Origin of the sequence: Citrobacter sp. U14242 (assembly GCF_046555775.1) — a bacterium.
Lineage (GTDB): Bacteria > Pseudomonadota > Gammaproteobacteria > Enterobacterales > Enterobacteriaceae > Citrobacter.
On record NZ_JBKGLW010000014.1, the window covers coordinates 1 to 26,889 of the forward strand.

Below are 26,889 nucleotides of genomic sequence, written 5' to 3' on the forward strand. Positions count from 1 at the left end.
AGTGTGGGGTCTCCCCATGCGAGAGTAGGGAACTGCCAGGCATCAAACAAGTGAAGAAGCCCATCCTGACGGATGGGCTTTTTTGCGTCTGTATTTTTTGGAGAATTTATAGCTGGGTGGCGGTGTAAACGTCTTATCCGGTCTACGATTATCGTCCTACCCATTGCGTTACAAAATTTGCAATTTTCTGTATGTCATTGATATCTAACAATGGGACATCTATAGTAAGCGGGACATCACTGGCAACTGCGACAACATGTTCGTCTATAACCAACTCTTCTGCACGATGTCCGCAACCTTCACGAAAAAGCAGGATCTTCGCGACAGGTTCATGCTTAAAGCCTTCAACAAGCACCATATCTAATGTTGAAGCATCCATCCGGCTAACCAGATATGCCAGGTCCAGTTCGGGCTCTTCAGGTGTTTCAACCATTAACGCCCAACGCTGTTGGCTGGCAACCAGCGTTTGTGCTGCTCCGGCTTTACGTAGCTCATAGCTATCCTTGCCAGGTTTATCGACATCCATATCGTGGTGTGTATGCTTAATCAATCCGGGACGAATGCCTCTGGCGCACAGTTCCGGGATAAGTTTTTTGAGCAGCGTGGTTTTCCCCGTGCCGCTCCAGGCCGCAATGGCGAGTAATGGGATCATGATTTATCCTGCCATCTGGCGAGTTCTTCGGGTGTATTCACATTCACGAATGCATCTTTATGATCGCTAAAGTCAACGGAATGTCCCCCTGCCTGGCGCATAAAGACCATCACGCGTCGTTCTCCAGACTGCAGGTAATCCTGTAGCAGGGGCTGCATTGATCTGTTCATCAGTGCAATTGTCGGGTGATCTCTTTCACCATCATGCACCCAGACAACGGGGGCTGATTTGCGTTGTTCTGTTAAACGAGCGACCAGATCGTGGGGGATATAGGGCATATCACAAGGGCAAAACAGAAACCAGTTCCCTTCTGCCTGTAGAAAAACCGACAGCATACCGGCCAATGGGCCAGGATAATCAGCCAGGGCATCGGGGATGACTTTCAGGCCGCTTTGCTGATAAATATCCTGGTGGCGATTAGCGTTAACCACAACAGTCTCGACCTGCAAAGCGAGGGTGTCGGCCACATATCGCCAAAGGGGTTTCCCATCCAGTTCAAGCAAGCCTTTATCTGCTCCACCCATTCGTCTGGCTTTACCGCCGGCCAGGACAACCCCTGTTATTGCACTATCCAGAATCACTGATATCGCCTCTTTTAATGTGGGATTGACCCTGCTAACGTATCTATATTGAGCGTAAGGAGCACAACCATGAAATGTAAACGTCTGAATGAAGTTATTGAACTCCTCCAGCCGGCCTGGCAGAAAGAACCCGATCTTAACCTGATGCAATTTTTACAGAAACTGGCGCAAGAGTCAGGTTTTGACGGAGAACTGGCGGATTTAACTGATGACATTCTGATCTATCACCTGAAAATGCGTGACTCAGCGAAAGACGCCGTGATCCCTGGCATTCAAAAAGATTATGAAGAAGATTTTAAAACTGCACTTCTACGCGCACGTGGCGTAATTAAAGAGTAAAACCTTGTAAGCGCCTCCACCGAAAGCGCTGTGAAATGATATCCTGAATCATTCGTAGTAATTTCTGGATGATGGGATGAACGACAACGCTTTTACTTTCCAGACGCTACACCCGGATACCATCATGGATGCCTTGTTTGAACAGGGCATCCGCGTGGATTCTGGTCTTACCCCGCTAAACAGCTATGAGAACCGTGTTTATCAATTCCAGGATGAAGATCGCCGACGTTTTGTCGTGAAGTTCTATCGCCCTGAGCGTTGGTCTGTCGATCAGATTCAGGAAGAGCATCAATTTGCTCTGGAACTGGTGAGTGATGACGTCCCGGTCGCTGCACCTCTGGTTCTGAATGGTCAAACGCTGTTGAGTCATCAGGGTTTTCACTATGCGATCTTCCAAAGCGTAGGTGGCCGTCAGTTCGAAGCCGATAACATCGATCAGATGGAGGCCGTGGGTCGCTACCTGGGCCGTCTTCACCAGACCGGGTGCAAACAACCGTTTACCTTTCGCCCCACTATAGGTCTTGAAGAGTACCTGACTGAGCCACGTAAGCTTTTTGAGCATGCACCGCTCATTCCGTCAGGACAAAAGACGGCCTTCCTGAAGGCAACGGACGCACTGATTACCGTGGTCACCGAACGCTGGCATACGCGTTTTGCGTCGCTACGCCTGCACGGTGATTGCCATGCAGGTAATATTTTGTGGCGTGATGGCCCGATGTTCGTCGATTTGGATGATGCCCGTAATGGTCCTGCAATACAGGATTTATGGATGCTTCTTAATGGTGATAAAGCAGAGCAACGTATGCAGCTTGAAACTATTATTGAAGCTTATGAAGAGTTTAGTGAATTTGACACCGCTGAAATCGGACTGATAGAACCTTTACGCGCTATGCGTTTAGTTTATTATCTTGCCTGGCTGATTCGGCGTTGGGCTGATCCCGCTTTCCCCAAAAATTTTCCATGGTTAACCGGGGAAGATTACTGGCAGCGTCAGACCGCGACTTTTATTGAGCAGGCAAAAATTCTGCAAGAGCCCCCCTTACAATTAACGCCAATGTATTAACCGGAGAAACTTGAACATGAAAAAAATATGGCTGGCGCTGGCTGGTATGGTTTTAGCTTTTAGCGCATCGGCAGCGCAGTTCCAGGATGGTAAGCAGTACATCACACTGGAAAAGCCTGTTGCGGGCGAACCGCAGGTGTTGGAGTTTTTCTCCTTCTACTGCCCACATTGCTACCAGTTTGAAGAAGTCCTTCACGTATCTGATAACGTGAAGAAAAAGCTGCCGGAAGGCACCAAAATGACTAAGTATCACGTCGAGTTTTTGGGGCCTTTAGGTAAAGATCTGACGCAGGCATGGGCTGTTGCTATGGCACTGGGCGTTGAAGATCAGGTTATTGTGCCGTTATTTGAAGGGGTACAGAAAACGCAGACTGTTCAGTCTGTCGCTGATATCCGTAAGGTCTTCGTCGACGCAGGTATTAAAGGTGAAGACTATGATGCGGCATGGAATAGCTTCGTGGTGAAATCACTTGTTGCCCAGCAGGAAAAAGCGGCAGCTGACTTGCAGCTGCAGGGCGTGCCGGCGATGTTTGTTAATGGCAAATATCAGGTGAACCCGCAGGGTATGGATACCAGCAGCATGGATATCTTTGTACAGCAGTATGCTGACACCGTGAAATTCCTGGTTGGTCAAAAGTAAAAGAAAAAGCCGGTCACAGACCGGCTTTTTTATTTGAGGCTTTAATCGCATTTAATTGTGTATCTTTTTCGCTCCAGAGCATGTTCAGCCACTGCTGGAACCGACGTTTAAAGGCCTTATCGTTAACGTAATCACCATGCAATTCTTCGCTAATCGGCTCGAGATTCACTCGCACGACAATTCGTGTCAGCTTGCCGCTGAGCATATCGTAGAAAGGATGACGGCTATTTTCTGGATAACACAGCGTAACGTTCAGCAATTTATCGAACTGTGACCCCAGAACGTTTAGCGCCATTGCAATGCCTGCCGCCTTGGGCGGGAGCAGATTGCTGTAAGGGGAGCGGGTTTGCTGACGCTTCTCGTCCGTAAAACGTGAGCCTTCGACAAAATTCACAATGGTTGTCGGATGTACGCGAAATTTCTCGCAGGAACGGCGCGTTGTTTCCACATCTTTACCGCGTCGTTCCGGATGACGAAGCAGATAGCCACGCGAATAGCGTTTCATAAACGGCATATCCAAAGCCCAACATGCCAGACCAATAAAAGGGACCCAGGCCAACTGCTGCTTGAGGAAATATTTATTCATCGGAATGTGTTTACGGAACAGAACGCAAAGCACAACGATGTCGGCCCAGCTGTAATGATTACAAATGAGCAGGTACCAGTTTTTCTTGCTAAGACCTTCCAGCCCTTCGATATCCCACTTTAATCGTGGATTAAGGTGCAGCAGTAGAGCCAGACCTTCACACCAGCAATACATCATGAAATTACAGAAGACAGAAACCTTGCGCCAGACGACAGGAATAGGCAAAAGGAGTTTTACAACCCCGGCAAGGATGATCGGCACAGAACAAAAAATCGTGACCAATATGGTCAATACGATACTCAGCAACAGCGTTATCGCAGCGAGTATTCTCGTCATAATTAAATTATTCAAAAGGTTAGCCATAGATAGTGCGCTAAATGGGGCGCAAGGGGCTGATTTTATCAGAAAACGAACCAAATGATGGATCTTCGCTGAATAGAAAAAAAGGTAATATCTATCCACATCCAGATATAAGCTGAAAAAATGATATAAAATTCCACTTATCAGCATAACATAATGAAAAATATAATAAATTATTATGATGCATAAATTGTATTGCAGGAGTTAAAGGGCTGAAAATTATTTATTCACAAAGTTATCCACAGCGCGCTTTGCGAGCAACGCAGAAGATCTGCAAAAGTTTTTCGACAAATGCGGCGAAAAACTCATGTTTTCATCCCGTCTGTGGCATCCTTTACCCATAATCTGATAAACAGGCACGGACATTATGGTTCAGATCCCAGAAAACCCACTTATCCTTGTAGACGGTTCATCTTACCTGTATCGCGCATACCACGCGTTTCCGCCGCTAACTAACAGCGCAGGAGAGCCTACCGGTGCGATGTACGGTGTCCTCAACATGTTGCGTAGCCTGATTCTGCAATATCAGCCTACACATGCTGCGGTGGTATTCGACGCTAAGGGTAAAACCTTCCGTGATGAATTATTCGAACACTACAAGTCGCATCGCCCGCCAATGCCGGACGATTTACGCGCGCAGATTGAGCCTCTACATGCGATGGTAAAAGCGATGGGGCTGCCATTGTTGGCTGTTTCAGGCGTGGAGGCGGATGATGTCATCGGTACGCTGGCTCGTGAGGCTGAGAAGGTGGGGCGTCCGGTGCTGATTAGCACCGGCGATAAAGATATGGCTCAGTTGGTGACGCCGAACATCACCCTCATCAACACCATGACTAATACGATCCTTGGTCCGGATGAAGTTGTGAATAAGTACGGTGTCCCGCCTGAACTGATCATTGATTTCCTGGCGCTGATGGGTGACTCCTCCGATAACATTCCTGGCGTACCTGGCGTGGGTGAAAAAACGGCTCAGGCGCTGCTTCAGGGCTTGGGTGGGCTGGATACCCTCTATGCGGAATCAGATAAAATAGCAGGGCTGACCTTCCGTGGTGCCAAAACCATGGCAGGCAAACTCGAGCAGAATAAAGAAGTGGCGTATCTCTCGTATAAGCTGGCTACCATCAAAACGGATGTTGAGCTGGAATTAACCTGCGAGCAGCTGGAAGTGCGCCAACCAGCAGCAGAAGAACTGCTTGGCCTGTTTAAACAGTATGAATTCAAGCGTTGGGTTACTGACGTTGAAGCCGGTAAATGGCTACAAGCGAAAGGGATGAAACCGGCAGCTAAACCGCAGGAAACAATCGTCGTCGATGAAACGCCTGAGGAACCTGCCACGGTTCTCTCGTACGATAATTATGTGACGATTCTGGACGAAGAAACGCTTGAAGCGTGGATTGCGAAGCTGAAAAAAGCCCCCGTATTCGCCTTTGATACAGAAACTGACAGTCTGGATAACATCTCCGCTAATCTGGTTGGCCTCTCCTTTGCCATTGAGCCAGGTGTGGCTGCGTATGTTCCTGTCGCCCATGATTACCTGGATGCGCCCGATCAGATTTCTCGTGACCGCGCGCTGGCGTTACTGAAGCCACTGTTGGAAGATGAAAAGGCGCATAAAGTTGGGCAAAACCTGAAGTACGATCGCGGTATCCTGGCAAATTACGGGATTGAACTGCGCGGCATCGTCTTTGATACCATGCTCGAATCCTACATTCTTAACAGCGTCGCAGGCCGACACGATATGGACAGCCTGTCAGATCGCTGGCTGAAACATAAAACAATCACCTTTGAAGAAATTGCCGGGAAAGGTAAAAACCAGCTGACCTTTAACCAGATAGCACTGGAAGAGGCCGGGCGCTATGCCGCAGAGGATGCCGATGTTACGCTTCAGTTGCACCTGAAGATGTGGCCAGAACTGCAGAAGCACAAAGGGCCGCTAAACGTTTTCGAAAATATTGATATGCCGTTGGTCCCGGTTTTGTCACGCGTTGAACGCAACGGTGTGAAAATCGATCCTGCTGTATTGCACAAACACTCAGAAGAGCTGACGTTGCGTTTGAATGCGCTGGAGCAAAAAGCGCACGAGATTGCCGGAGAAGCGTTTAACCTCTCTTCAACCAAGCAACTGCAAACGATTCTGTTTGAAAAACAGGGTATCAAGCCGCTGAAGAAAACACCGGGTGGTGCGCCGTCAACGTCGGAAGAGGTGCTGGAAGAGTTAGCGCTGGATTATCCGTTGCCGAAAGTTATCCTGGAATATCGTGGGTTAGCAAAACTGAAGTCGACCTATACGGATAAGCTTCCATTGATGATCAACCCAAAAACCGGACGCGTGCATACCTCATATCACCAGGCTGTCACGGCTACCGGACGTTTGTCTTCAACCGATCCTAACCTGCAAAATATCCCGGTACGTAACGATGAAGGTCGTCGTATTCGCCAGGCCTTTATCGCGCCAGAAGACTACGTGATTGTCTCTGCGGACTACTCGCAGATCGAGCTGCGTATTATGGCCCATCTCTCGCGCGATAAAGGCCTGCTTACTGCGTTTGCCGAAGGAAAAGATATTCACCGTGCAACGGCGGCAGAGGTTTTTGGTTTACCGCTCGATTCAGTGACCAGCGAACAGCGTCGTAGCGCAAAAGCCATTAACTTTGGTCTGATCTATGGCATGAGTGCTTTCGGTCTTGCTCGTCAGTTGAATATTCCGCGTAAAGAGGCACAGAAGTACATGGATCTCTACTTCGAGCGCTACCCTGGCGTGCTGGAATATATGGAACGGACGCGTGCACAGGCAAAAGAGCAAGGTTACGTTGAAACGCTGGAAGGGCGTCGCCTCTATTTACCGGATATTAAATCCAGTAATGGCGCTCGCCGTGCCGGTGCAGAACGTGCTGCAATTAACGCTCCGATGCAGGGTACTGCCGCAGATATAATTAAGCGGGCCATGATTGCCGTGGACGGGTGGCTGCAAACAGAGCGGCCGCGCGTGCGCATGATCATGCAGGTACACGATGAACTGGTGTTTGAAGTGCACAAAGATGACCTGGAAAGCGTGTCGAAAAAGATCCATCAGCTGATGGAAAACGAGACGCAAATTGATGTGCCATTGCTGGTGGAAGTTGGTAGTGGTGAGAACTGGGATCAGGCGCATTAAGGGTTTACTGAATAACGCGCTTTTTTCGTAACTAAGCAACATAAGATAGAGCTTTTTGTGATGTCCATTAGAAATCCCTATGGCGGGAATGAAAAAAAATTACAAAAAGTGCTTTCTGAGCTGCTCAAAAAAGAGTAAAGTTATTCGCGTAGGGTACAGAGGTAAGATGTTCTATCTTTCAGACCTTTTACTTCACGTAATCGGATTTGGCTGAATATTTTAGCCGCCCCAGTCAGTAATGACTGGGGCGTTTTTTATTGTGCGAAAGAAAGGTTTTGCACATGCTGTAGGCCGGATAAGACACACAGCGGCGCCATCCGGCATATCCGTGGATTATTCCCCGTCCTGCATCTCTTCAACGGGTGCCAGCTCACTAAACCAGCTATCCAGTTTCTGACGCAGTTTATCCACGCCCAGCTTTTTCAGCGATGAGAACGCTTCTACCTGCACATCGCCATTAAACGCCAGCACCGCTTCACGCACCATGTTCAGCTGTGCTTTCCGGGCACCACTGGCCAGCTTATCTGCTTTAGTCAGTAGAACCAGAACCTGAACGTTGCTCTCAACAGCCCACAGGATCATCTGCTGGTCGAGATCTTTTAGCGGGTGACGAATGTCCATTAATACCACCAGACCCTGCAGGCTCTGGCGTTTTTCCAGGTATTCAGCCAGCGCGCGCTGCCATTTACGCTTCATCTCTTCCGGGACTTCGGCATAACCATAACCTGGCAGGTCGACCAGGCGTTTACCATCCACAACTTCAAACAAGTTGATGAGCTGAGTTCGGCCTGGTGTTTTAGAGGTACGCGCCAGACTCTTTTGATTGGTCAGGGTATTTAGCGCACTGGATTTGCCTGCGTTGGAACGGCCAGCAAAAGCCACTTCGATTCCCGTATCGGAAGGTAAATGGCGAATATCAGGCGCACTCATCACAAAATGCGTCTGTTGATAATTCAAGTTAGTCAACGTGGTCGTCTCCATCAATCAAGGCTTTGCAGCGATTATACCTGAACACCAGCAAAAGACTGGTTTTTCGACGTGTGGCCAGTGTAAGTAAAAACCTCGAGCTTTGTGAGACATTGCCGACAGTATCTATGCGAGATGACAGAGCGAAAAACAATATAATGTATATAAATCATATGATTATATTTTATTGGAATTCTGATTAATGGAAACTGTTACCCAGCTTACTTGTGCCGTTACGTGAAAAAGGTAAAGTAGCGTCCATAGCGAGGAAGCTGACAGGATAAACGACTCAGGATGAGGGTCAGGAGCGCCAGGAGGCGAAGACACAGGATTGTCAGGAAGACAAACGTCCGGAGACGTGAGTAAAAGGAAATGGAAACAACACGGAATGTTGCAGGCTAAGGGAAAAACAGGGTGTGTTGATAGCCGACAGGGATTGTAGAGCCCGCTGAGGGTTGAGAGTCAGGAAAAAAGGCGACAGATTACTCTGTCGCCTTTTTTCTTTATTTCTGCTAGATTCCGGCGCAAATATATACTGAATAAAAACAGCCAAAGACGAATCATGATGAAACCAACTTCTACACCACGCGGTAAAGGTCCTGCAAAAGCGCGTCGTAAAACACGCGAAGAAATTAACCAGGAAGCTCGCGACCGTAAGCGTCAGAAAAAACACCGTGGTCATGCGGCGGGTAGCCGTGCGTCCGGTAGTGATGGCGCATCAGGTGGCGGAAACCAAAACAAACAAAAAGATCCTCGTATTGGCAGTAAAACCCCCATTCCATTGGGTGTGACCGAAAAAGTCACCAAACAGCACAAACCGAAAAGTGAGAAACCTATGCTTTCACCACAGGCTGAGTTGGATTTACTGGAAACGGATGAGCGCCTGGATGCGCTGCTGGAACGTCTTGAAACCGGAGAAACCCTGAGCGCAGAAGATCAGGCCTGGGTAGATGCCAAACTGGATCGCATCGACGAGTTGATGCAAAAGCTGGGTCTCTCTTACGAGGATGACGAAGAAGAGGATGAGGAAGAAAAGCAGGAAGATATGATGCGCCTGCTGAAAGGTGGCAACTAACGGTTTTACACCGTGGGTCTTCCCGTCCTGCTTATAACCCTTCCGGTTATATGTTATCTGGTGTGGTTATTCGTTAAACTACAGCGGTTGTCGCGGCGACAGAAGTGGCTGCGCAACCGGCTTATCACCCGCACTGGGGTTAAGCCGGTACGCCGTACCCGCCAGAGACGCCATCGGAAGGAGTGAGCATGTCTGAACAGCTAATAGACTGGGACCTGGCCCTGATCCAGAAATATAACTATTCCGGGCCACGATATACCTCGTACCCGACCGCGCTGGAGTTCTCTGAAGACTACGGTGCAGACGCGTTTTTACACGCTGTGGCGCGTTACCCTGAGCGCCCACTTTCGTTATACGTTCACATCCCGTTCTGCCATAAACTGTGTTACTTCTGTGGCTGCAATAAGATTGTGACCCGTCAGCAGCATAAAGCCGATCAATACCTCGATGCCCTGGAACAAGAAATTATTCACCGCGCACCGTTGTTTTCTGGACGGCATGTCAGCCAGCTGCACTGGGGCGGCGGTACGCCAACTTACTTAAATAAAGCGCAAATCAGCCGTTTAATGACGCTGCTGCGGGCTAACTTTCAGTTTAACGCGGATGCCGAAATTTCGATCGAAGTGGATCCGCGTGAAATCGAGCTGGATGTTCTCGATCATTTACGAGCGGAAGGGTTTAATCGCCTGAGCATGGGGGTGCAGGACTTCAACAAAGACGTTCAGCGCCTGGTGAACCGTGAGCAGGACGAGGAATTTATCTTTGCGCTACTTAACCATGCGCGTGAGATCGGTTTCACCTCGACGAATATCGACCTTATTTACGGCCTGCCAAAACAGACGCCGGAAAGCTTTGCTTTCACCCTGAAGCGGGTGGCGGAGTTGAATCCAGATCGTCTGAGCGTCTTTAACTATGCGCACCTGCCCACGCTTTTCGCCGCCCAGCGCAAGATCAAAGATGCTGACCTGCCCAGCGCACAGCAAAAGCTGGATATCCTGCAGGAAACCATCTCTTCACTAACCGAAACGGGCTATCAGTTCATTGGAATGGATCATTTCGCTCGCCCGGACGACGAGCTGGCAATTGCCCAGCGCGAAGGTGTTCTGCATCGGAATTTCCAGGGCTATACCACCCAGGGCGATACCGACTTGCTGGGTATGGGCGTATCCGCCATCAGTATGATTGGCGACAACTACGCGCAGAACCAAAAAGAACTGAAGCACTATTATCAGCAGGTGGATGAACAAGGGAATGCACTGTGGCGCGGTATTGTGCTGACCCGCGATGACTGCATTCGTCGGGATGTTATTAAGCTGCTGATCTGCAACTTCCGCCTCGACTATGCCGCTGTGGAACAGCAATGGGATGTGAACTTTGCGGATTATTTTGCTGAAGATCTGAAGCTGTTGGCGCCACTGGCGAAAGATGGGCTGGTGGATGTGGATGAGAAGGGAATTCAGGTTACGCCGAAGGGTCGCCTGTTGATCCGTAATATTTGCATGTGCTTTGATGCTTATCTACGCCAGAAAGCGCGGATGCAGCAGTTCTCTCGGGTGATTTAATGACGTTGTCCGGTGGCGCTTTGCTTACCGGGCCTACACGTCGCGATAACCTGTAGGCCGGATAAGCGTTAGCGCCATCCGGCGCGCCTTCAGCTAAACAGCCCAACCAGCGCAGCACACAGCACTGCGGCAACCGCAGTTTGTGGTGTGTGGCTGTCGACTGAGCCGCTCGATAGCAGATTAATGATTGATTCCAGCATGATGACTTCCCCCCGTTTGCCGGGCACGATCATACTTAACTCATCGGAACAGTAAAGCGCAAAATAGCAGCAATTTGCGCTCAATTATCAATCTTTACACAGTGACTTTTCGTCACTCCATTCCGAGTTCTTTTAACTTGCGCGTCAAGGTATTACGCCCCCAGCCGAGCAAGCGTGCCGCTTCCTGTTTGTGTCCCTGGGTATGACGCAGTGCGGTGGTCAACAGCGTCCGCTCCATCTCCGGTTGAGCCTCTGACAGCAAGTTTTGATGACCGGATCGCAATGCCCGGTCTGCCCATTGTGCCAACAGGGTTGCCCAGCTGTCCGGCTGCATATGCGAAGGCGCATCGGGCACGCTGGCTTCAAACAGTTCGGCCGGTAAGTCCTGAATCAGCACTTCCTGCCCGGCAGCCATTACGGTCAGCCAGCGACAGGTGTTTTCAAGCTGACGAACGTTACCTGGCCAGGCCAGACGCGTAAGTGCCGCTTCGGTTTCTGGGTGGAGTTGCTTGGCTTCCACACCCAACTCGCGGGCGGCTTCCTGCAGGAAATGACGTGCCAGACGGGGGATATCTTCCCGACGCTCACGCAGCGGGGGCAAATGAACGCGAATTACGTTCAGACGGTGGAATAAATCCTCACGGAATTTGCCTTCCTGCACGCGCAGTTCCAGGTTCTGGTGGGTGGCCGCGATAATCCGAACATCTACCTTTACGGGGGCGTAACCGCCAACGCGGTAAAACTGTCCATCGGCTAATACGCGCAACAAACGTGTCTGCACGTCCAGCGGCATATCGCCAATTTCATCAAGGAAGAGGGTGCCGCCATCAGCCTGTTCGAAACGCCCCTGACGAATGGTATTCGCCCCGGTAAACGCCCCTTTTTCGTGGCCAAATAGTTCAGACTCAATCAAATCCTTCGGAATGGCGGCCATGTTAAGCGCGATAAACGGTGCTTTGACGCGCGGGCTGTGGCGGTGCAGGGCGTGGGCGACCAGCTCTTTACCCGTCCCGGATTCTCCGTTGATCAGCACACTGATTGACGAGCGGGAGAGGCGGCCAATGATGCGGAACACATCCTGCATCGCGGGCGCTTCGCCGATGATATCGGTGGTCGGGCCGTTGATCTGAATATTACGCGGCTGCTGCTGTTCCTGATAATGGCTTATGGCGCGCTCGACCAGCGCTACCGCTTCGTCAATATCAAAAGGTTTGGGCAGATAGTCGAACGCCCCTTGCTGGTAAGCGCTCACGGCGGCATCCAGATCGGAATGAGCAGTCATTATGATGACCGGAAGCATCTGGTGACGCTGCTTAATCTGTTTTAACAGCGTCAGACCGTCCATCCCCGGCATGCGGATATCCGACAACAGCACGTCCGGCGTTTTGCTGGCAAGCGCATCCAGCACCTCTTTACCACTTTCAAATGTGGTGCAGCTTAGTCCTGCCCCTGCGAGCGCACGTTCAAGCACCCAACGGATGGAACTATCGTCATCAACTACCCAGACTATTCCTCGTTGCATAAACGTCACCTTTATTTCCTGATAGGCAGGTAAACCGAGAATTCGGTATGACCCGGCCAACTGGTAAATTCAATTTTGCCGGAATGTTGATCGATCAAATTACGGGCGATGGATAATCCAAGTCCGGTACCGCCTTCGCGGCCGCTGACCATTGGGTAGAACAGTGTATCCTGCAAATGCGAGGGAATGCCCGGACCGTTGTCCTCGACATCAATACGTGCCGCCAGACGGTAGCGCATACCGTGCAGCGTAAGCTGAAACGCGGTGCGGGTGCGCAGAATAATTTCTCCGCCTTCCGGTCCCAGCGCCTGAAGAGCATTACGCACGATATTCAGCAGAACTTGTTCTATCTGATCCGGATCGTGCAGCAGTTCTGGCAGGCTCGGGTCGTAATCACGAATCAGCGTGACGTTTTCGGGGAGCTCCATCGACACCAGCGCCACCACGCGCTCTGCCACTTTATGAATACTTTCCGTGATGTGCATTCCTGGCTGTTGCGGCCCCAACAGTCGATCAACCAGATTACGCAGGCGGTCAGCCTGCTCAATAATGACTTTGGTATATTCCGTCAGCGCCGGGTCCGGAAGCGCTTTGCCAAGAAGCTGAGCTGCTCCGCGCAGGCCGCCCAACGGATTTTTAATTTCGTGCGCCAGACCACGCACCAGATCGCGGGCAGCAATCTGCTGGGCATGCTGCAGTTGCTCCTGACTCAGACGGCGCTGGTTATCCATAGGTGCCATCTCCAGCAGGATAAGGCCATCAGGCAGCCTCTGCGCGGTCACAGAGAGGATATGTGAGTGACTGTCTATCACCAGCATCACTTCGTTATCCGTGAAGCCCTGGCCCGCTTCCAGGCTTTCTCGCATCAGCCCAATGTTCAGGGAGAAATAACTCAGTAGATCGGGCAGCGGTGTGCCAAACAGTTTGCGGGAACTTTGCGCGAGCAGTTGTTGCGCCGCCGGGTTGGCGTAATGCACCGCCAGCTCATCGTCGACGAGTAAAATACTGTTGATTAACGAATTGAGGATCTGCCCAGCATCGGGCAGCGTGCCGGTTGCCATTCAGCAGTCTCCAGAAAAGTGTTGCACCAATTTAGTGCATTATAGCTTTTTATGCATAAAAAGCGCGAGAGAACAGGTTGTTAGTGGAGAAAAAAGCCCATCCAGAGATGGGCTACAGATGACTGGCAAACGTAGATGCCGGATGGCGGCTCTGCCTTATCCGGCCTGCAAGGTAATGTTACCCGCCAGGCCTGATAAGTTTGCGCCATCAGGCGTCCTATCATTCGCCATCGATCTCAAGCCTGCCTGAGCAGGCTAAAAGTTCCACGGCAACTCAAACGATTAAACGCTGTAGTACAGCTCAAACTCTACCGGGTGCGGAGTCATGCGCACGCGGTCATCTTCTTCGCGACGCAGTGCAATGTACGCATCGATCGCTTCATTGGTGAACACGCCGCCTGCGGTCAGGAACTCGCGGTCCAGATCCAGTTCTTTTAGTGCTTCTTCCAGAGAGCCTGCAACCTGTGGGATCTCTTTCGCTTCTTCCGGCGGCAGGTCATACAGGTTTTTGTCCATTGCTTCGCCTGGGTGGATCTTGTTCTTAATACCGTCCAGGCCAGCCATCAGCAGTGCAGCAAAGCACAGGTACGGGTTAGCTGCCGGGTCCGGGAAGCGCACTTCGATACGACGCGCTTTCGGAGAAGCAACAACTGGAATACGAATGGACGCAGAACGGTTACGGGCAGAGTAAGCCAACATGACCGGTGCTTCATAACCCGGGACCAGACGCTTGTAAGAGTTGGTGGTCGGGTTCGCCAGGGCGTTGATCGCTTTAGCGTGCTTAATAACGCCGCCGATGTAGTACAGCGCCTGCTCAGACAGACCTGCATATTTGTCACCAGAGAACAGGTTTACGCCGTTCTTGGACAGGGACATGTGGCAGTGCATGCCGGAGCCGTTATCGCCAAACATCGGTTTTGGCATAAAGGTCGCCGTTTTACCGAAACGGTGCGCAACGTTGTGAACGACATATTTGTAGATCTGAATTTCGTCCGCTTTTTTAGTCATGGTGTTAAAGCGGGTTGCGATTTCGTTCTGACCCGCGGTCGCGACTTCGTGGTGGTGCGCTTCAACAACCAGACCCATCTCTTCCATGATCAGACACATGGTAGAACGGATGTCCTGAGAAGAATCTACCGGAGGAACCGGGAAGTAACCGCCTTTGACGCCAGGACGGTGACCTTTGTTGCCACCTTCGTATTTGGTGGAGGAGTTCCATGCGCCTTCGATGTCATCGATAGCGACGTGAGAACCGGAAATAGACGCGCCGAAACGGATGTCGTCAAACAGGAAGAACTCTGGCTCTGGCCCGAACAGAACGGTGTCTGCGATGCCAGTAGCGCGCAGGTATTCTTCAGCGCGTTTCGCGATGGAGCGCGGGTCGCGGTCGTAGCCCTGCAGCGTACCTGGTTCCAGGATATCGCAACGGATGATCAGGGTAGACTCTTCAAAGAACGGGTCAATGAGCGCGGTGGAAGCATCTGGCATCAGCACCATGTCTGATTCGTTAATGCCTTTCCAGCCACCGATTGAGGAGCCGTCAAACATTTTGCCTTCTTCAAAGAATTCGGCATTTACCTGATGAGCAGGAATAGTGACGTGCTGTTCTTTACCTTTAGTGTCGGTGAAGCGCAAATCAACAAACTTCACTTCGTGTTCGTTCAGCATCGTCAAAACGTGTTCAGCGGACATACTTACTCTCCCGGATTGGTCATTGTCGTCGTGGTAACGAAGTCTTCAATTCTGCAAAAATTGGCCGTGTCGCCGTAAAAAATATAAAGCGAAATCTGTGCCAACTTTTAAATTGCCCCTAAAAGGCGTTATCATGCGCACCATCGTGCAAAGGGGCTGCACCATGAAGGTTGTGTTGCACCATTATAGTGCTTTAATGTGAACATTAAGCACCATATTGGTGCAAAGCAGCTCAGATTACCCCTTTTAACGCTCCGTGAATGTGATCACAAAGAAACTCTGCAATACTTGTTTGCGGAGGATGTTTGTGATCCTGTTTTGTACTGCGATTAATCCGTGTACAATAACGCGCTATTTCTAAAATGCCTGAGGCAAAGTTGTGATCGAAAATTTGCGTAACATCGCCATCATCGCGCACGTAGACCATGGTAAAACGACCCTGGTAGACAAGCTGCTCCAACAATCCGGTACGTTCGATGCACGTGCTGAAACCCAAGAGCGCGTGATGGACTCCAACGATTTGGAGAAAGAGCGTGGGATTACCATCCTCGCTAAAAACACCGCTATCAAATGGAATGACTACCGTATCAACATCGTTGATACCCCAGGGCACGCCGACTTCGGTGGTGAAGTTGAACGTGTAATGTCCATGGTCGACTCCGTGCTGCTGGTGGTGGATGCAATGGACGGTCCGATGCCGCAGACGCGCTTCGTGACCAAAAAAGCCTTTGCCCATGGCCTGAAGCCAATTGTTGTTATCAACAAAGTTGACCGTCCTGGCGCGCGCCCTGACTGGGTTGTTGACCAGGTATTTGACCTGTTCGTTAACCTCGACGCTACCGATGAGCAGCTGGACTTCCCGATCGTTTACGCTTCCGCGCTGAACGGTATCGCTGGTCTGGATCACGAAGACATGGCTGAAGACATGACTCCGCTGTATCAGACCATCGTTGATCGCGTACCGGCTCCGAACGTAGACCTTGATGGCCCGCTGCAGATGCAAATCTCCCAGCTGGACTACAACAACTACGTTGGCGTAATCGGTATCGGCCGCATCAAACGCGGTAAAGTTAAACCGAACCAGCAGATCACTATCATTGATAGCGAAGGCAAAACCCGTAACGGTAAAGTCGGTAAAGTTCTGACCCATCTGGGTCTGGAGCGTATCGAGAGTGATATTGCCGAAGCAGGCGATATCATCGCGATCACCGGTCTGGGTGAACTGAACATCTCCGACACCATCTGCGACCCGCAGAACGTCGAAGCGCTGCCAGCTCTGTCCGTTGATGAACCGACCGTAACCATGTTCTTCTGCGTAAACACCTCTCCGTTCTGTGGTAAAGAAGGTAAATATGTTACCTCTCGTCAGATCCTTGACCGCCTGAACAAAGAACTGGTGCACAACGTTGCGCTGCGCGTTGAAGAAACCGAAGATGCGGATGCATTCCGTGTATCCGGTCGTGGTGAGCTGCACCTGTCAGTTCTGATCGAAAACATGCGTCGTGAAGGTTTCGAAATGGCGGTTTCCCGTCCGAAAGTAATCTTCCGCGAAATCGATGGCCGTAAACAAGAGCCGTTCGAAAACGTAACGCTGGACGTCGAAGAGCAGCATCAGGGTTCTGTGATGCAGGCTCTGGGTGAGCGTAAAGGCGACCTGAAAAACATGAATCCAGATGGCAAAGGCCGCGTACGTCTTGACTACGTGATCCCAAGCCGTGGTTTGATCGGCTTCCGTTCAGAATTCATGACCATGACTTCCGGTACCGGTCTGCTGTACTCCACCTTCAGCCACTACGACGACGTTCGTGCGGGTGATGTGGGTCAGCGTCAGAACGGCGTACTGATCTCCAACGGCCAGGGTAAAGCAGTTGCGTTCGCACTGTTCAGCCTGCAGGACCGCGGTAAGCTGTTCCTGGGTCACGGTGCTGAAGTTTACGAAGGCCAGATCATCGGTATTCACAGCCGTTCTAACGACCTGACTGTAAACTGCCTGACCGGTAAGAAACTGACCAACATGCGTGCGTCCGGTACTGACGAAGCAACGGTTCTGGTTCCGCCGGTTAAGATGACTCTGGAGCAGGCTCTGGAATTCATCGATGACGACGAACTGGTAGAAGTAACACCAACTTCTATCCGTATTCGTAAACGTCACCTGACTGAAAACGATCGTCGCCGTGCAATGCGTGGTGCGAAAGAAGAGTAATTAACGCTCTTCTCGTGACAAGACCCCGCCTTACGAGGTGGGGTTTTTTTTTGCCTGTCGTTCCTCATTTTTGGGCAAACTCCACCGCATGTGCTCTCTTTTTCTGTATGAACCCCGTCATAAGAGAGCTTTGTCACAATTATTTCTAAAGCTCGCGGAGGGGGTTTGCTTTCGTTTTCGACGTCAGCGTATGATTAATCATCTGGTTTAAACCAAATGGATTAAACAATGACGAATAATCAGTCGACCGTTGAGAATGCGAAAGAGAAGTTAGACCGTTGGTTAAAAGAAGGGCTCACCACGCCTGGTGGCAAATTGCCTTCAGAAAGAGAGTTGGGAGAGCTGCTGGGCATCAAACGGATGACCTTACGTCAGGCGTTATTAAACCTGGAATCTGAATCCAGAATCTTTCGTAAAGATCGCAAGGGATGGTTCGTCACCCAGGCGCGCTTTAACTACAGCCCGGAATTATCAGCCAGCTTTCAGCGCGCCGCAATTGAGCAGGGCAGAGAACCGTCCTGGGGGTTTATTGAAAAAAGTCGGGTGTCTCAATATCCGGAAGTTGCCGCGCCACTGGTGTCCGTAACGCCGTCTGATGAACTGTATCGGATAACGGGCTGGGGAGCGCTTGAAGGCCATAAAGTTTTCTACCACGAAACGTTTATCAACCCGAAGGTTGCTCCGGGGTTTATTGAACAGCTTGAAAGTCAGTCATTTTCTTCCGTTTGGGAAAATGAATATAAAAAAGAAACCGTAATCAAAAAACTGGCTTTTAAACCCGTCAGAATGGCCGGCGATATTAGTAAGTTTATTGGTGGTTCTACTGGGATGCCTGCCATTCTTATTGAAAAACATCGGGCTGACAGCGATGGCAACATCGTACAAATAGATATTGAGTATTGGCGCTTTGAAGCAGTTGATCTCTTCATTAACTTGTAGGTATGTTTATGGTCACTAAAGATAATGCACATAAAATTCTGGCGCGTGTAGATAGCCTCCCCCTTTATCTTCATGCCTATGCTTATCATTTGAATATGCGTGTTGAGCGCATATTACCGAGTGATTTATTAGATATTGCCAGTGAAAATAATCTGCGTGGTGTGAAAATCCACGTTCTTGATGGCGAACGCTATTCTCTTGAAAATATGAACGATAATGCGCTGTCTGCATTTGGTGATAAAGCGCGTAAGCTACAGCTTGATCTTCATATTGAGACCAGTTCTTCTGATAAAAAGGCCATTGACCAGGCCGTTGCTATCGCATTAAAAACAGGTGCCTCTTCCGTTAGATTTTATCCACGCTACGAAGGTAATCTTCAGGAAGTACTCGCGATGATTACGCAGGATATCCACTACCTGCGCGAGCACTATCAGGATAGCGGTCTGACTTTCACCCTGGAACAACATGAAGATTTGAAGAGCCATGAACTGGTATCGTTAATTCAGAACAGTGATATGGAATCGCTCTCTTTACTGTTTGATTTTGCCAATATGATCAATGCCAATGAGCATCCATTAACGGCGCTAGATACGATGTCACCGCATATTACCCAGGTACATATTAAAGATGCGTTAATTGTTAATGAGAACGCGGGACTGGGCCATAAAGCCTGTACCTCGGGTCAGGGGGACATGCCGTTTAAGGAACTGCTGACGAAACTGATCTGCCTGGGTGATGAGAAGCCGCAGGTAACGGCTTACGGGCTGGAAGAAGAAGTTGATTATTATGCGCCAGCATTTCGTTTCGACAATGAAGGTGACAATCCGTGGATCCCATGGCGCCAGATGAGTGAAACGCCGCTGCCTGAACCAGACCTTCTCGAAGCTCGTTTGATTAAAGAAAAAAAAGATGCCATCCAACAAATACAATTTGTGCGTAGCGTGCTACAGCAAATTAAAAATGAGGCGCATCACATTCTAAATAATTAATAATCTCTAACGTATTTTTTTAGGATTCATAATCCATTCCTGGTGAATGGACGACTTTTTATTATTCAAAACAAATGATTTATATAATCATTTAGGGGATGCTATGCTCACAAAAAAGAAATGGGCGCTTTTTAGCCTGTTAACACTGTGTGGCGGTACAATTTACAAATTACCCTCACTGAAAGATGCTTTCTATATTCCTATGCAGGAATACTTCCATTTGACCAATGGGCAGATTGGCAATGCGATGTCAGTGAACTCATTTGTGACAACCGTGGGATTTTTCTTATCTATTTATTTTGCAGATAAACTTCCGCGTAAATACACCATGTCTTTATCTCTGATTGCAACGGGGTTGCTGGGGGTTTATTTGACCACGATGCCTGGCTATTGGGGGATCCTCTTTGTCTGGGCGCTGTTTGGTGTTACCTGTGACATGATGAACTGGCCCGTGCTACTAAAATCAGTCAGCCGGCTGGGCAATAGCGAACAGCAAGGGCGGTTGTTTGGTTTCTTTGAGACGGGACGCGGTATTGTTGATACGGTTGTTGCGTTTTCCGCGCTGGCTGTCTTCACCTGGTTTGGTAGTGGGCTACTGGGATTTAAAGCAGGTATCTGGTTCTACTCTGCCATCGTGATTATGGTGGGGGTTATCATCTTCTTTGTGTTGAACGATAAAGAAGAAGCGCCGGCGGCAAAAGTGCAGGATGCCGAAGATGCGCCGAAAAACCCGAGTATGTCATCGGTACTGAAGGATAAGACCATCTGGTTAATCGCCTTCAACGTCTTTTTTGTTTACGCCGTGTATTGCGGATTAACGTTCTTCATCCCGTTCCTGAAAAACATCTACATGCTGCCGGTCGCGCTGGTGGGGGCTTACGGGATCATTAACCAGTATTGCCTGAAAATGGTTGGTGGCCCGATTGGTGGGATGATCTCGGATAAAATCCTGAAGTCCCCCAGTAAATACTTATGCTATACGTTCATGATCAGTACGGTGGCTCTGGTTCTGCTGATGGTTCTGCCGCATGAAAGTATGCCGGTTTATTTAGGGATGGTGTGTACGCTGGGCTTCGGTGCCATCGTATTTACCCAGCGTGCCGTATTCTTTGCCCCGATTGGTGAAGCCAAAATTGCTGAGAACCAAACGGGTGCGGCAATGGCTTTGGGCAGCTTTATCGGATACGCCCCCGCGATGTTCTGTTTCAGCCTGTACGGATATATTCTGGATTTAAACCCAGGTCTTATCGGCTATAAAATCGTGTTTGGCATTATGGCGAGTTTCGCCTTCTGTGGCGCGATTGTCTCCGTGATGCTGGTTAAGCGTATTAGCGAAAGAAAGAAAATGCTGCAAGCTGCAGAGGCGTGATGCGCTTCTCTATCGGATAGAATGAAAAAGCCGCTGATTTTCAGCGGCTTTTTTATCAACAAAGGAAGCTTAGAAGAAATATTTTGCCCCAATGCGAATTTGATTCTGTTCCCGGTGGTAGGGTTCCACATTACGATCTAACCAGCGTAATTCAAGATAGGGTAGCCAATTCTCGTTGATGCGATATTTAAAGGTATTGGTAATTTCCCAGTGGTGGTCTTTACCATTACTACTGTTGAAGTCATTTACTCGCATAAAGTAGTGTGGCTCAAAAGTATAGGAAAACTTATCGGTAATAATGAAGTTCCAGTAGTTGCCGATCTCATAGGTATCGTTGTTATCCAGATCGCCATTCAAATCGGTTGAACTGTAGTTATTATGATTATACCGGTTACGTACCGTAAGGTTAAACCAAGGGGTGAACTTATAGTTCACATCCAGATACACCGCCCCGCCAGAACCAATACTCTTATCGTTTATCAGTCCGCCGGGCTGGATGGTTAATTTATCTGTCGGTTTAAATAACGGATACCAGCCTTCAATTTCGTTATAACCGTGTTTTAACTCATCTTTGCGTTGCATGGTGTAGGTGTTGGTGAGCATGATACCCGCGCCCATATCGGAGTTATAGCCGACGCGCAGCATGACCTCCATCTGATCGGAGGCCAGGTTGTAAGCTTCACGGTTCTCTACATAAGCGCCGGCGAAAACAGAGGTGGATACCACAGAGGATAAGAGAATTATTGTATTTAATTTTTTCATAATAAATCCATTTTTTAAGCGTAGGGAGACCGCCATCCATTCAGATGGAATAAGAGCCTGCCCCATTAGGGCTATTTTGCTTGCCATTTCGAACCAGGGCAGTGCTCAGAACCCTCACGTACTCCGTGTACGCTCCGGTTCTTCCGCGCTGGCCGTGTTCAAACTGTCTACGCCAATAACGCCTACTGGGATAGGCTCTAAGCGGCAATTTTTATATGTTCACAGCAGAGGTTTTCTTTTTATGGCTAATGTGTTCTGGTTGAATGTTATTTTTCTTCCGTTGACTGATTTCCTCAATGATAAAAGCAAAACGGGCTTCGTTGAGTTTATAAAAGAATCCCATTGTGATTGCCGCAATAATTGCCAGTCCGCAGGGCCAGAGAAAAATAAGCTGGCGCAAACCAAGCAAGGTTGCATCACTCTGGGCAATATTGGGGATATAACCGATTTGCGTCAGCATAATGCCGGGCAGGAAGCCGGCCAGCGCCGCAGAAATTTTGCGAAAAAAGGTATAGCCAGTATAAACGGAACCTTCAGCGCGGATACCGGTTTTCCATTCACCGTAGTCGACGGTATCTGGTACCAGTGCCCAGTTCAGACTATTCACAAAGGCTGTGCCGAAGAAGGCGACACAAGAGAACATGATGAAGGAGAACGAGCTACTGCCCCAGCAATAATTCAAAATATCACCCACCGCCCACAGTATCATCCCGGCTAAATAAACCTGTTTTTTGCCAAAGCATTTTACAGTTAATGGCACCAGTAGTACGCCGATGAGGATACATCCCATACTGAAGAATCCCATCCACGATAATAAATTGATATCGTTCAGTACGTACTGAGTGTAATACACCTGAATAGCCAGTTTGATATTAAATGCCGCCAGCGTGCAGAGATTCGCAATGCATAACACCAACAGTGGCGGATTGTGAAATATCGCGAAAAATGACTTCAGAATGCTGACTTTATGTCTGGAAGGTGATGTATCAACATAATGCTCTTTTACGCCTTGATAGCAGAGCATCATAAAGATAAAACCGCCAACGGAGAATATCAATGCCGCGCAGGAATAACCCACCGTCGAGTCAGAGAAAAACGACTGGAGTGGAATAAATGCTACGGTACAAATTAATAACCCGATGGTTGCGCCACCTTGTCGATAAGCCGCGAGCTGTGCACGTTCATTCGGGTTTTTGGTTATCGCCGGGATCATCGCGCCATAGGAGCAATTCATCAGACTGTACGATAACCCAAACATCATAAATAATGCTGTGGCAATCGTCGTTTTGACAGGTAAACTAAAGGTGGTGGCAATAAATTGTAATGTTGCAATCAATGCCGCTGGCACTGCCGCATACAAAATAAAGGGCCTGAATTTTCCTTTGGGGCCGATATTCTTACGCGAATCGAGTAAAAATCCGGTGAGCATATCGGTAAACGCGGTAAAGAATTTCGCCACCAGAAAGATAATCCCGCCATAGTAAGCAGGCATCCCTAATTCATCGGTATAAAATTTGAGGAGATACAGAGTACCAATGCTAAGCATTAAATTCGAACCAACATCGCCCATGCCATAGGCGAGTTTTTCCCGCAGATTCAGTTTTAATGTCAAAGGATTATGGTCAGACATAATCACTCCTTATAACGCCCCGCAGGGCGTCGTTTATAATCATTATTAAGCCGGGCGCTTACGGGCTTCTATTTCTTCTACAATGCGGACGTACATCTTCTCGTTCAGGCTGTAAAAGCACCCCATCGCAATAATGGTGATGACCGCCAACGCACTTGGGTAGATGAAGATCAACTGACGTAAGCCTTCGATGGTGTGGTCTGCCTGTGCGACGTTCGGCACATAGTCGATTTGCGTCAGCATCCAGCCAGGGAAGAAGCCGGCCAGCGCCTGCGACACTTTGCGAAAGAAGGTAAAACCGGTGTACACCGTGCCTTCAGAACGCACGCCAGTACGCCATTCGCCATATTCCACTGTGTCGGAAACCAGCGCCCAGTTCAGGCTGTTAACAAATGCCGAACCGAAGAAAGCCAGGCAAGAAAACGCCACAAAGCTGACTGAACCGCCGCCAAAGAAGTAGTTAAGCAGATCGCCCGCTACCCAAATCAGCAGGCCGCCGATATAGACCTTCTTCTTACCAAAGCGTCTGACCATTCCCGGCATTAAAAAGACGCCGATGAATATACAGCCCATACTGAAAAATCCCATATATGACAAAAGGATGGGGTCATTGAGCACGTATTGGGTGTAATACACCTGGATGGCGAGTTTGACGTTAAACGCACCTAAGGTGCAGAGGTTGGCAATGCACAAAATGAACAGCGGGCGGTTACCGGCGATAGCGCGGAAGGATTGCAGTAATCCCGGTTTTTGCGCTGCCGCATCCACGGATTTCACTTCTACATAGCGTTCTTTCACACCGGCATAGCACAGCCACATAAACAGCAGGCCGAACAGGGAAAATAATGTGGCGGCGAAGATATAACCCAACTGCGAGTTACCTTCGATCAGATTCATCACTGGAACAAAGCCGACGGTACACAGTAACAAACCCAGGGTTGCGCCACCTTGCCGCCAGGCGGCCAGCGAAGCGCGCTCATCCGGGTTTTTAGTAATGGCAGGAACCATCGCGCCGTAAGAGCAGTTCATCATGCTGAAGAACAGTCCGTACAGCATAAACAGCGCTGTTGCCATCACCGTTTTGCCGGTTATTTCAAACGGTGTGCCGACAAAGTTAGCAATTGCCAGCAAGGTGACGGGGAAGGCAGCATAGAGCACGAATGGGCGGAATTTACCCTTCGGACCAATTTTGCGTCGCGAATCGAGCATAATCCCGGTGCCCATATCGGTAAACGCGGTAAAAAACTTGGCGATTAAGAAAATGATACCGCCGTAAGTCCCCGGTAAGCCAAGGACATCAGTATAAAACTTGAGTAAATAGAGCGTACCAATATCCAGCAGGATATTGGAGCCCAAATCACCTATCCCATAGGCAAGTTTTTCTTTAAACGGCAAGCGTAGGGTTGCCGGATTGGCTGTATTTTGACTCATTGTTATTCTCCATTTGCCCGTGAGTATCCCCGCGGGCGAGCCGTATTAGATGTTGCGTAACGTGGCAAACAGTGACGCCCACTCACTCTTCGCGCGATAAAACACCGGAGGCTTGCCAATTGGCGCATCCACGGTGATGTCACCGCCCTGATAAGTTTCCCCTGTCCAGACGTTGACCCAGTTATCCTCTGGTAGATACAGCGTCCAGTCGTGCTTACCCTGCTCATGAACCGGTGCGACCAGCAGATCCTGTCCCAGCAGGTACTGATATTTCAGGGTGTAGGTTTGTGCATCGTTTTCGTAGTGCAGGAACAACGGGCGCATAACCGGTAGCCCGGTAGCGCTGTTTTGTGCGACGGCCTGTTTGAGGTACGGTTTCAGGGTGGTGAACACGGTGGTCATGCGGGCAAAGTGGGCGATAGTTTCGCTGTCGCCATCAAACTGCCAGTTATCGCTGGGGCGGTTGCCTTCGTGGGTACGCATCATCGGGGTGAAGGCGCTAAAATCACACCAGCGCAGCAGCAGCTCTTTGCTACGTTTCATGTCAAACAGCGTGGTGTAACCGCCAATATCGCTGTGGTGCAGGCCGTGGCCGGTCATGGCCAGCGACAATGCGGCAGGAACAACTGAGGCCAGACCATCGTCGAGGCTCCAGTCTACGTTTTGGTCGCCAGCCCACATCATGGTGGAATACTTCTGACTACCGGTGTAACCCGCGCGCATAAAGAACAGAATTTCGCCAAGCTTGCCGGTTTCCTGCAGTGCGTCGTAGTTACATTTCGCCCACAGCGCGGGCCAGGCGTTATGCATGATCTCGGCGCTGACGCCGTTGTGCAGATATGTATCGGTTGGCAAGTATTCGCCAAAATCTGCCATCCAGCCACCGCAGCCCAGTTCGATCATGTTCTTTTTAATGACCTCTTTGAACCAGTCGTAGGCTTCCGGGTTGGTCAGATCGACCACACCGCCATAAAACTCACCAAATTCAACCAGATAGTCATCGCCGGAGGCATCTTTAGCCAGATAACCGTGTTTTGCCGCTTCGGCGCAGAGGTCTTTATCGCTGGCGACATACGGGTTGATGTAGGAGAGGAACTGCACGCCTTCTTTGTTCCATTGCTTAATGCGGGAATCTAACTGTGGGTAGTTTTCACTGTTCCATTTCCAGTTCCACATCACGCGTTTGCCAAAAGAGGTCATGCGGATCCCGGACCAGTCTTGTGCCCAAATACCATTTACCTTCACGCCCGCATTGCGCATGGTATCCAGTTTTTGCTGACACACTTCCGTGCCACCTTGAATGCCGAGCGTAACGCCGTCATAAATCCAGTCGGGCAGCTCAGGCTGGCGACCCAATAGCGCTGTTAATTTTTCCAGCAGCGAAATGTAAGTCTCGGCGCACTCAAAGCGTAGGGTCGTTTTGTCTTCCCACAGTGCCAGTTCGTGATATTCCGGGGCGCTGAAGTCGAAATTCATGTAGCAGCTATTGTCGACGTGGCAGTAATACTTTTGTGTACTGACAAACGTCGGTTGCGGGAAGAAAGTCCAGTAGTAGTCTCCTCCGGCGTTCTCTTTGCAGTCAGCCTGCCAGGTGACATAGCTGTTTTTATTACGGCCCACGCCCTGTTCGCTGGTCCACAGCGGGAACGGTTTACCGCGTAAGTCGAAGTAAGAGAACTGTTCGCCGCAGCCGTAGATATGATCGTCTGGTTGGGCAGCAAGGCGTAGCCAGATGCGGTTATGGCTGAGATCGTCGTTATGCAGATCCAGCTTCAGGCGGCCTTGTTCATCGGTGGAGATGTGCAGCGTGGCATGGATTGTGTCGCCGCGGTTGAAATGCACCCGCCAACCTTCAGGTAATGTGCTGACCGTTGCCTCCGTGAGTGCAATCTTTTCCTGCAGTTTATCTTTGATGCTGAAATTGCCGCGGAACATATCGATATCAGCAATACCAGACCCAACCCATAAACAAGGTTTATCTATTGAGTGAGATAAAATAGGGCGTTGTTGGTAACGTAGAGTAAAACCTTGTTCAGAATGTTCTAACTGAATATCTAATAATTGTTGGCGTGGCGTATCCATAAATACTCTCCGCAGAGTTGAAAATGAAATT

Annotated in this window: 22 protein-coding genes and 1 pseudogene; 11 read left to right on the forward strand and 12 right to left on the reverse strand. The window is 49.6% G+C overall.

Features of this window, described 5'->3' with window-relative positions; genetic code table 11:
- Positions 1-148: 148 nt before the first annotated feature.
- Positions 149-652 (reverse strand): molybdopterin-guanine dinucleotide biosynthesis protein MobB, encoded by a 504-nt coding sequence (gene mobB / locus ACLJXE_RS20575; protein WP_410751875.1) that lies wholly within the window; start codon positions 650-652, stop codon positions 149-151.
- On the reverse strand, positions 649-1,233 hold the full coding sequence (gene mobA, locus ACLJXE_RS20580; RefSeq protein WP_410751876.1) for a molybdenum cofactor guanylyltransferase MobA: 585 nt from the start codon (positions 1,231-1,233) through the stop codon (positions 649-651). Before mobA ends, mobB begins: the two co-directional genes overlap by 4 nt.
- Positions 1,234-1,302: 69 nt before the next feature.
- Between mobA and ACLJXE_RS20585 the strand changes: the two genes are divergently transcribed.
- The 3 genes from ACLJXE_RS20585 (at position 1,303) to dsbA (ending at position 3,275) form a co-directional block, all read left to right on the forward strand.
- Positions 1,303-1,572: a YihD family protein gene (locus tag ACLJXE_RS20585; RefSeq protein WP_003028616.1), complete on the forward strand. Its 270-nt coding sequence runs from the start codon at positions 1,303-1,305 to the stop codon at positions 1,570-1,572.
- A gap of 76 nt (positions 1,573-1,648) precedes the next feature.
- A complete protein-coding gene (locus ACLJXE_RS20590) occupies positions 1,649-2,635 on the forward strand; it encodes a serine/threonine protein kinase (protein ID WP_410751877.1) in 987 nt (328 codons plus the stop codon).
- A gap of 16 nt (positions 2,636-2,651) precedes the next feature.
- Entirely contained in the window at positions 2,652-3,275 is a 624-nt protein-coding gene (gene dsbA, locus ACLJXE_RS20595) for a thiol:disulfide interchange protein DsbA (RefSeq protein WP_410751878.1), read from the forward strand.
- A 13-nt stretch (positions 3,276-3,288) separates the two neighbouring features.
- Here dsbA and ACLJXE_RS20600 read toward each other — a convergent pair whose 3' ends face one another.
- Positions 3,289-4,224 carry an acyltransferase gene (locus ACLJXE_RS20600; protein WP_271449543.1) on the reverse strand — a complete coding sequence of 312 codons (936 nt, stop codon included), beginning with the start codon at positions 4,222-4,224 and terminating at the stop codon, positions 3,289-3,291.
- 364 nt (positions 4,225-4,588) lie between these two features.
- Between ACLJXE_RS20600 and polA the strand changes: the two genes are divergently transcribed.
- Positions 4,589-7,375, forward strand: coding sequence for a DNA polymerase I (gene polA, locus ACLJXE_RS20605; RefSeq protein ID WP_410751879.1), 2,787 nt, complete (start codon positions 4,589-4,591; stop codon positions 7,373-7,375).
- A gap of 333 nt (positions 7,376-7,708) precedes the next feature.
- On the opposite strand, the gene yihA is transcribed toward polA, so the two are convergent.
- Positions 7,709-8,341 carry a ribosome biogenesis GTP-binding protein YihA/YsxC gene (yihA, locus tag ACLJXE_RS20610; protein ID WP_103771976.1) on the reverse strand — a complete coding sequence of 211 codons (633 nt, stop codon included), beginning with the start codon at positions 8,339-8,341 and terminating at the stop codon, positions 7,709-7,711.
- Between the two features lie 227 nt (positions 8,342-8,568).
- Here yihA and ACLJXE_RS20615 point away from each other — a divergent pair.
- The 3 genes and pseudogenes from ACLJXE_RS20615 (at position 8,569) to hemN (ending at position 10,978) form a co-directional block, all read left to right on the forward strand.
- Positions 8,569-8,793 (forward strand): annotated as a pseudogene (locus tag ACLJXE_RS20615) (hypothetical protein).
- Positions 8,794-8,906: 113 nt separating this feature from the next.
- Entirely contained in the window at positions 8,907-9,416 is a 510-nt protein-coding gene (yihI, locus tag ACLJXE_RS20620; protein WP_271441489.1) for a Der GTPase-activating protein YihI, read from the forward strand.
- Positions 9,417-9,604: 188 nt separating this feature from the next.
- Positions 9,605-10,978 (forward strand): oxygen-independent coproporphyrinogen III oxidase, encoded by a 1,374-nt coding sequence (gene hemN / locus ACLJXE_RS20625; RefSeq protein ID WP_410751880.1) that lies wholly within the window; start codon positions 9,605-9,607, stop codon positions 10,976-10,978.
- An 89-nt stretch (positions 10,979-11,067) separates the two neighbouring features.
- Here the strand turns inward: hemN and ACLJXE_RS20630 are convergent, their stop codons facing one another.
- The 4 genes from ACLJXE_RS20630 to glnA all read right to left on the reverse strand — a co-directional run bounded on the left by ACLJXE_RS20630 (position 11,068) and on the right by glnA (position 15,453).
- Complete coding sequence (locus tag ACLJXE_RS20630) at positions 11,068-11,178, reverse strand: YshB family small membrane protein (protein ID WP_086523820.1); 111 nt, start codon at positions 11,176-11,178, stop codon at positions 11,068-11,070.
- A gap of 112 nt (positions 11,179-11,290) precedes the next feature.
- Positions 11,291-12,700: a nitrogen regulation protein NR(I) gene (gene glnG, locus ACLJXE_RS20635; protein WP_410751881.1), complete on the reverse strand. Its 1,410-nt coding sequence runs from the start codon at positions 12,698-12,700 to the stop codon at positions 11,291-11,293.
- Positions 12,701-12,711: 11 nt separating this feature from the next.
- Positions 12,712-13,761 carry a nitrogen regulation protein NR(II) gene (glnL, locus tag ACLJXE_RS20640; protein ID WP_410751882.1) on the reverse strand — a complete coding sequence of 350 codons (1,050 nt, stop codon included), beginning with the start codon at positions 13,759-13,761 and terminating at the stop codon, positions 12,712-12,714.
- Positions 13,762-14,043: 282 nt separating this feature from the next.
- Positions 14,044-15,453: a glutamate--ammonia ligase gene (glnA, locus tag ACLJXE_RS20645; RefSeq protein WP_137381412.1), complete on the reverse strand. Its 1,410-nt coding sequence runs from the start codon at positions 15,451-15,453 to the stop codon at positions 14,044-14,046.
- Between the two features lie 379 nt (positions 15,454-15,832).
- On the opposite strand from glnA, the gene typA reads away from it, so the two are divergent.
- The 4 genes from typA to ACLJXE_RS20665 all read left to right on the forward strand — a co-directional run bounded on the left by typA (position 15,833) and on the right by ACLJXE_RS20665 (position 20,953).
- The gene (gene typA / locus ACLJXE_RS20650; RefSeq protein ID WP_003028641.1) at positions 15,833-17,656 is read left to right on the forward strand and encodes a ribosome-dependent GTPase TypA; all 1,824 of its coding nucleotides are present in this window, start codon (positions 15,833-15,835) and stop codon (positions 17,654-17,656) included.
- 228 nt (positions 17,657-17,884) lie between these two features.
- Entirely contained in the window at positions 17,885-18,595 is a 711-nt protein-coding gene (locus ACLJXE_RS20655; RefSeq protein ID WP_286631021.1) for a GntR family transcriptional regulator, read from the forward strand.
- A gap of 8 nt (positions 18,596-18,603) precedes the next feature.
- Entirely contained in the window at positions 18,604-19,584 is a 981-nt protein-coding gene (locus tag ACLJXE_RS20660; RefSeq protein WP_286631022.1) for a sugar phosphate isomerase/epimerase family protein, read from the forward strand.
- A gap of 103 nt (positions 19,585-19,687) precedes the next feature.
- A complete protein-coding gene (locus ACLJXE_RS20665) occupies positions 19,688-20,953 on the forward strand; it encodes an MFS transporter (RefSeq protein ID WP_410751883.1) in 1,266 nt (421 codons plus the stop codon).
- 69 nt (positions 20,954-21,022) lie between these two features.
- On the opposite strand, the gene ompL is transcribed toward ACLJXE_RS20665, so the two are convergent.
- The 4 genes from ompL to ACLJXE_RS20685 form a co-directional block, all read right to left on the reverse strand.
- Complete coding sequence (gene ompL / locus ACLJXE_RS20670) at positions 21,023-21,715, reverse strand: porin OmpL (protein ID WP_410751884.1); 693 nt, start codon at positions 21,713-21,715, stop codon at positions 21,023-21,025.
- Positions 21,716-21,926: 211 nt separating this feature from the next.
- Positions 21,927-23,345, reverse strand: a complete 1,419-nt coding sequence (locus tag ACLJXE_RS20675; protein ID WP_410751885.1) for an MFS transporter — start codon at positions 23,343-23,345, stop codon at positions 21,927-21,929.
- A gap of 45 nt (positions 23,346-23,390) precedes the next feature.
- Positions 23,391-24,776 carry an MFS transporter gene (locus ACLJXE_RS20680; protein ID WP_410751886.1) on the reverse strand — a complete coding sequence of 462 codons (1,386 nt, stop codon included), beginning with the start codon at positions 24,774-24,776 and terminating at the stop codon, positions 23,391-23,393.
- A gap of 45 nt (positions 24,777-24,821) precedes the next feature.
- Positions 24,822-26,858 (reverse strand): alpha-glucosidase, encoded by a 2,037-nt coding sequence (locus ACLJXE_RS20685; protein ID WP_410751887.1) that lies wholly within the window; start codon positions 26,856-26,858, stop codon positions 24,822-24,824.
- Between the last annotated feature and the right edge of the window lie 31 nt (positions 26,859-26,889).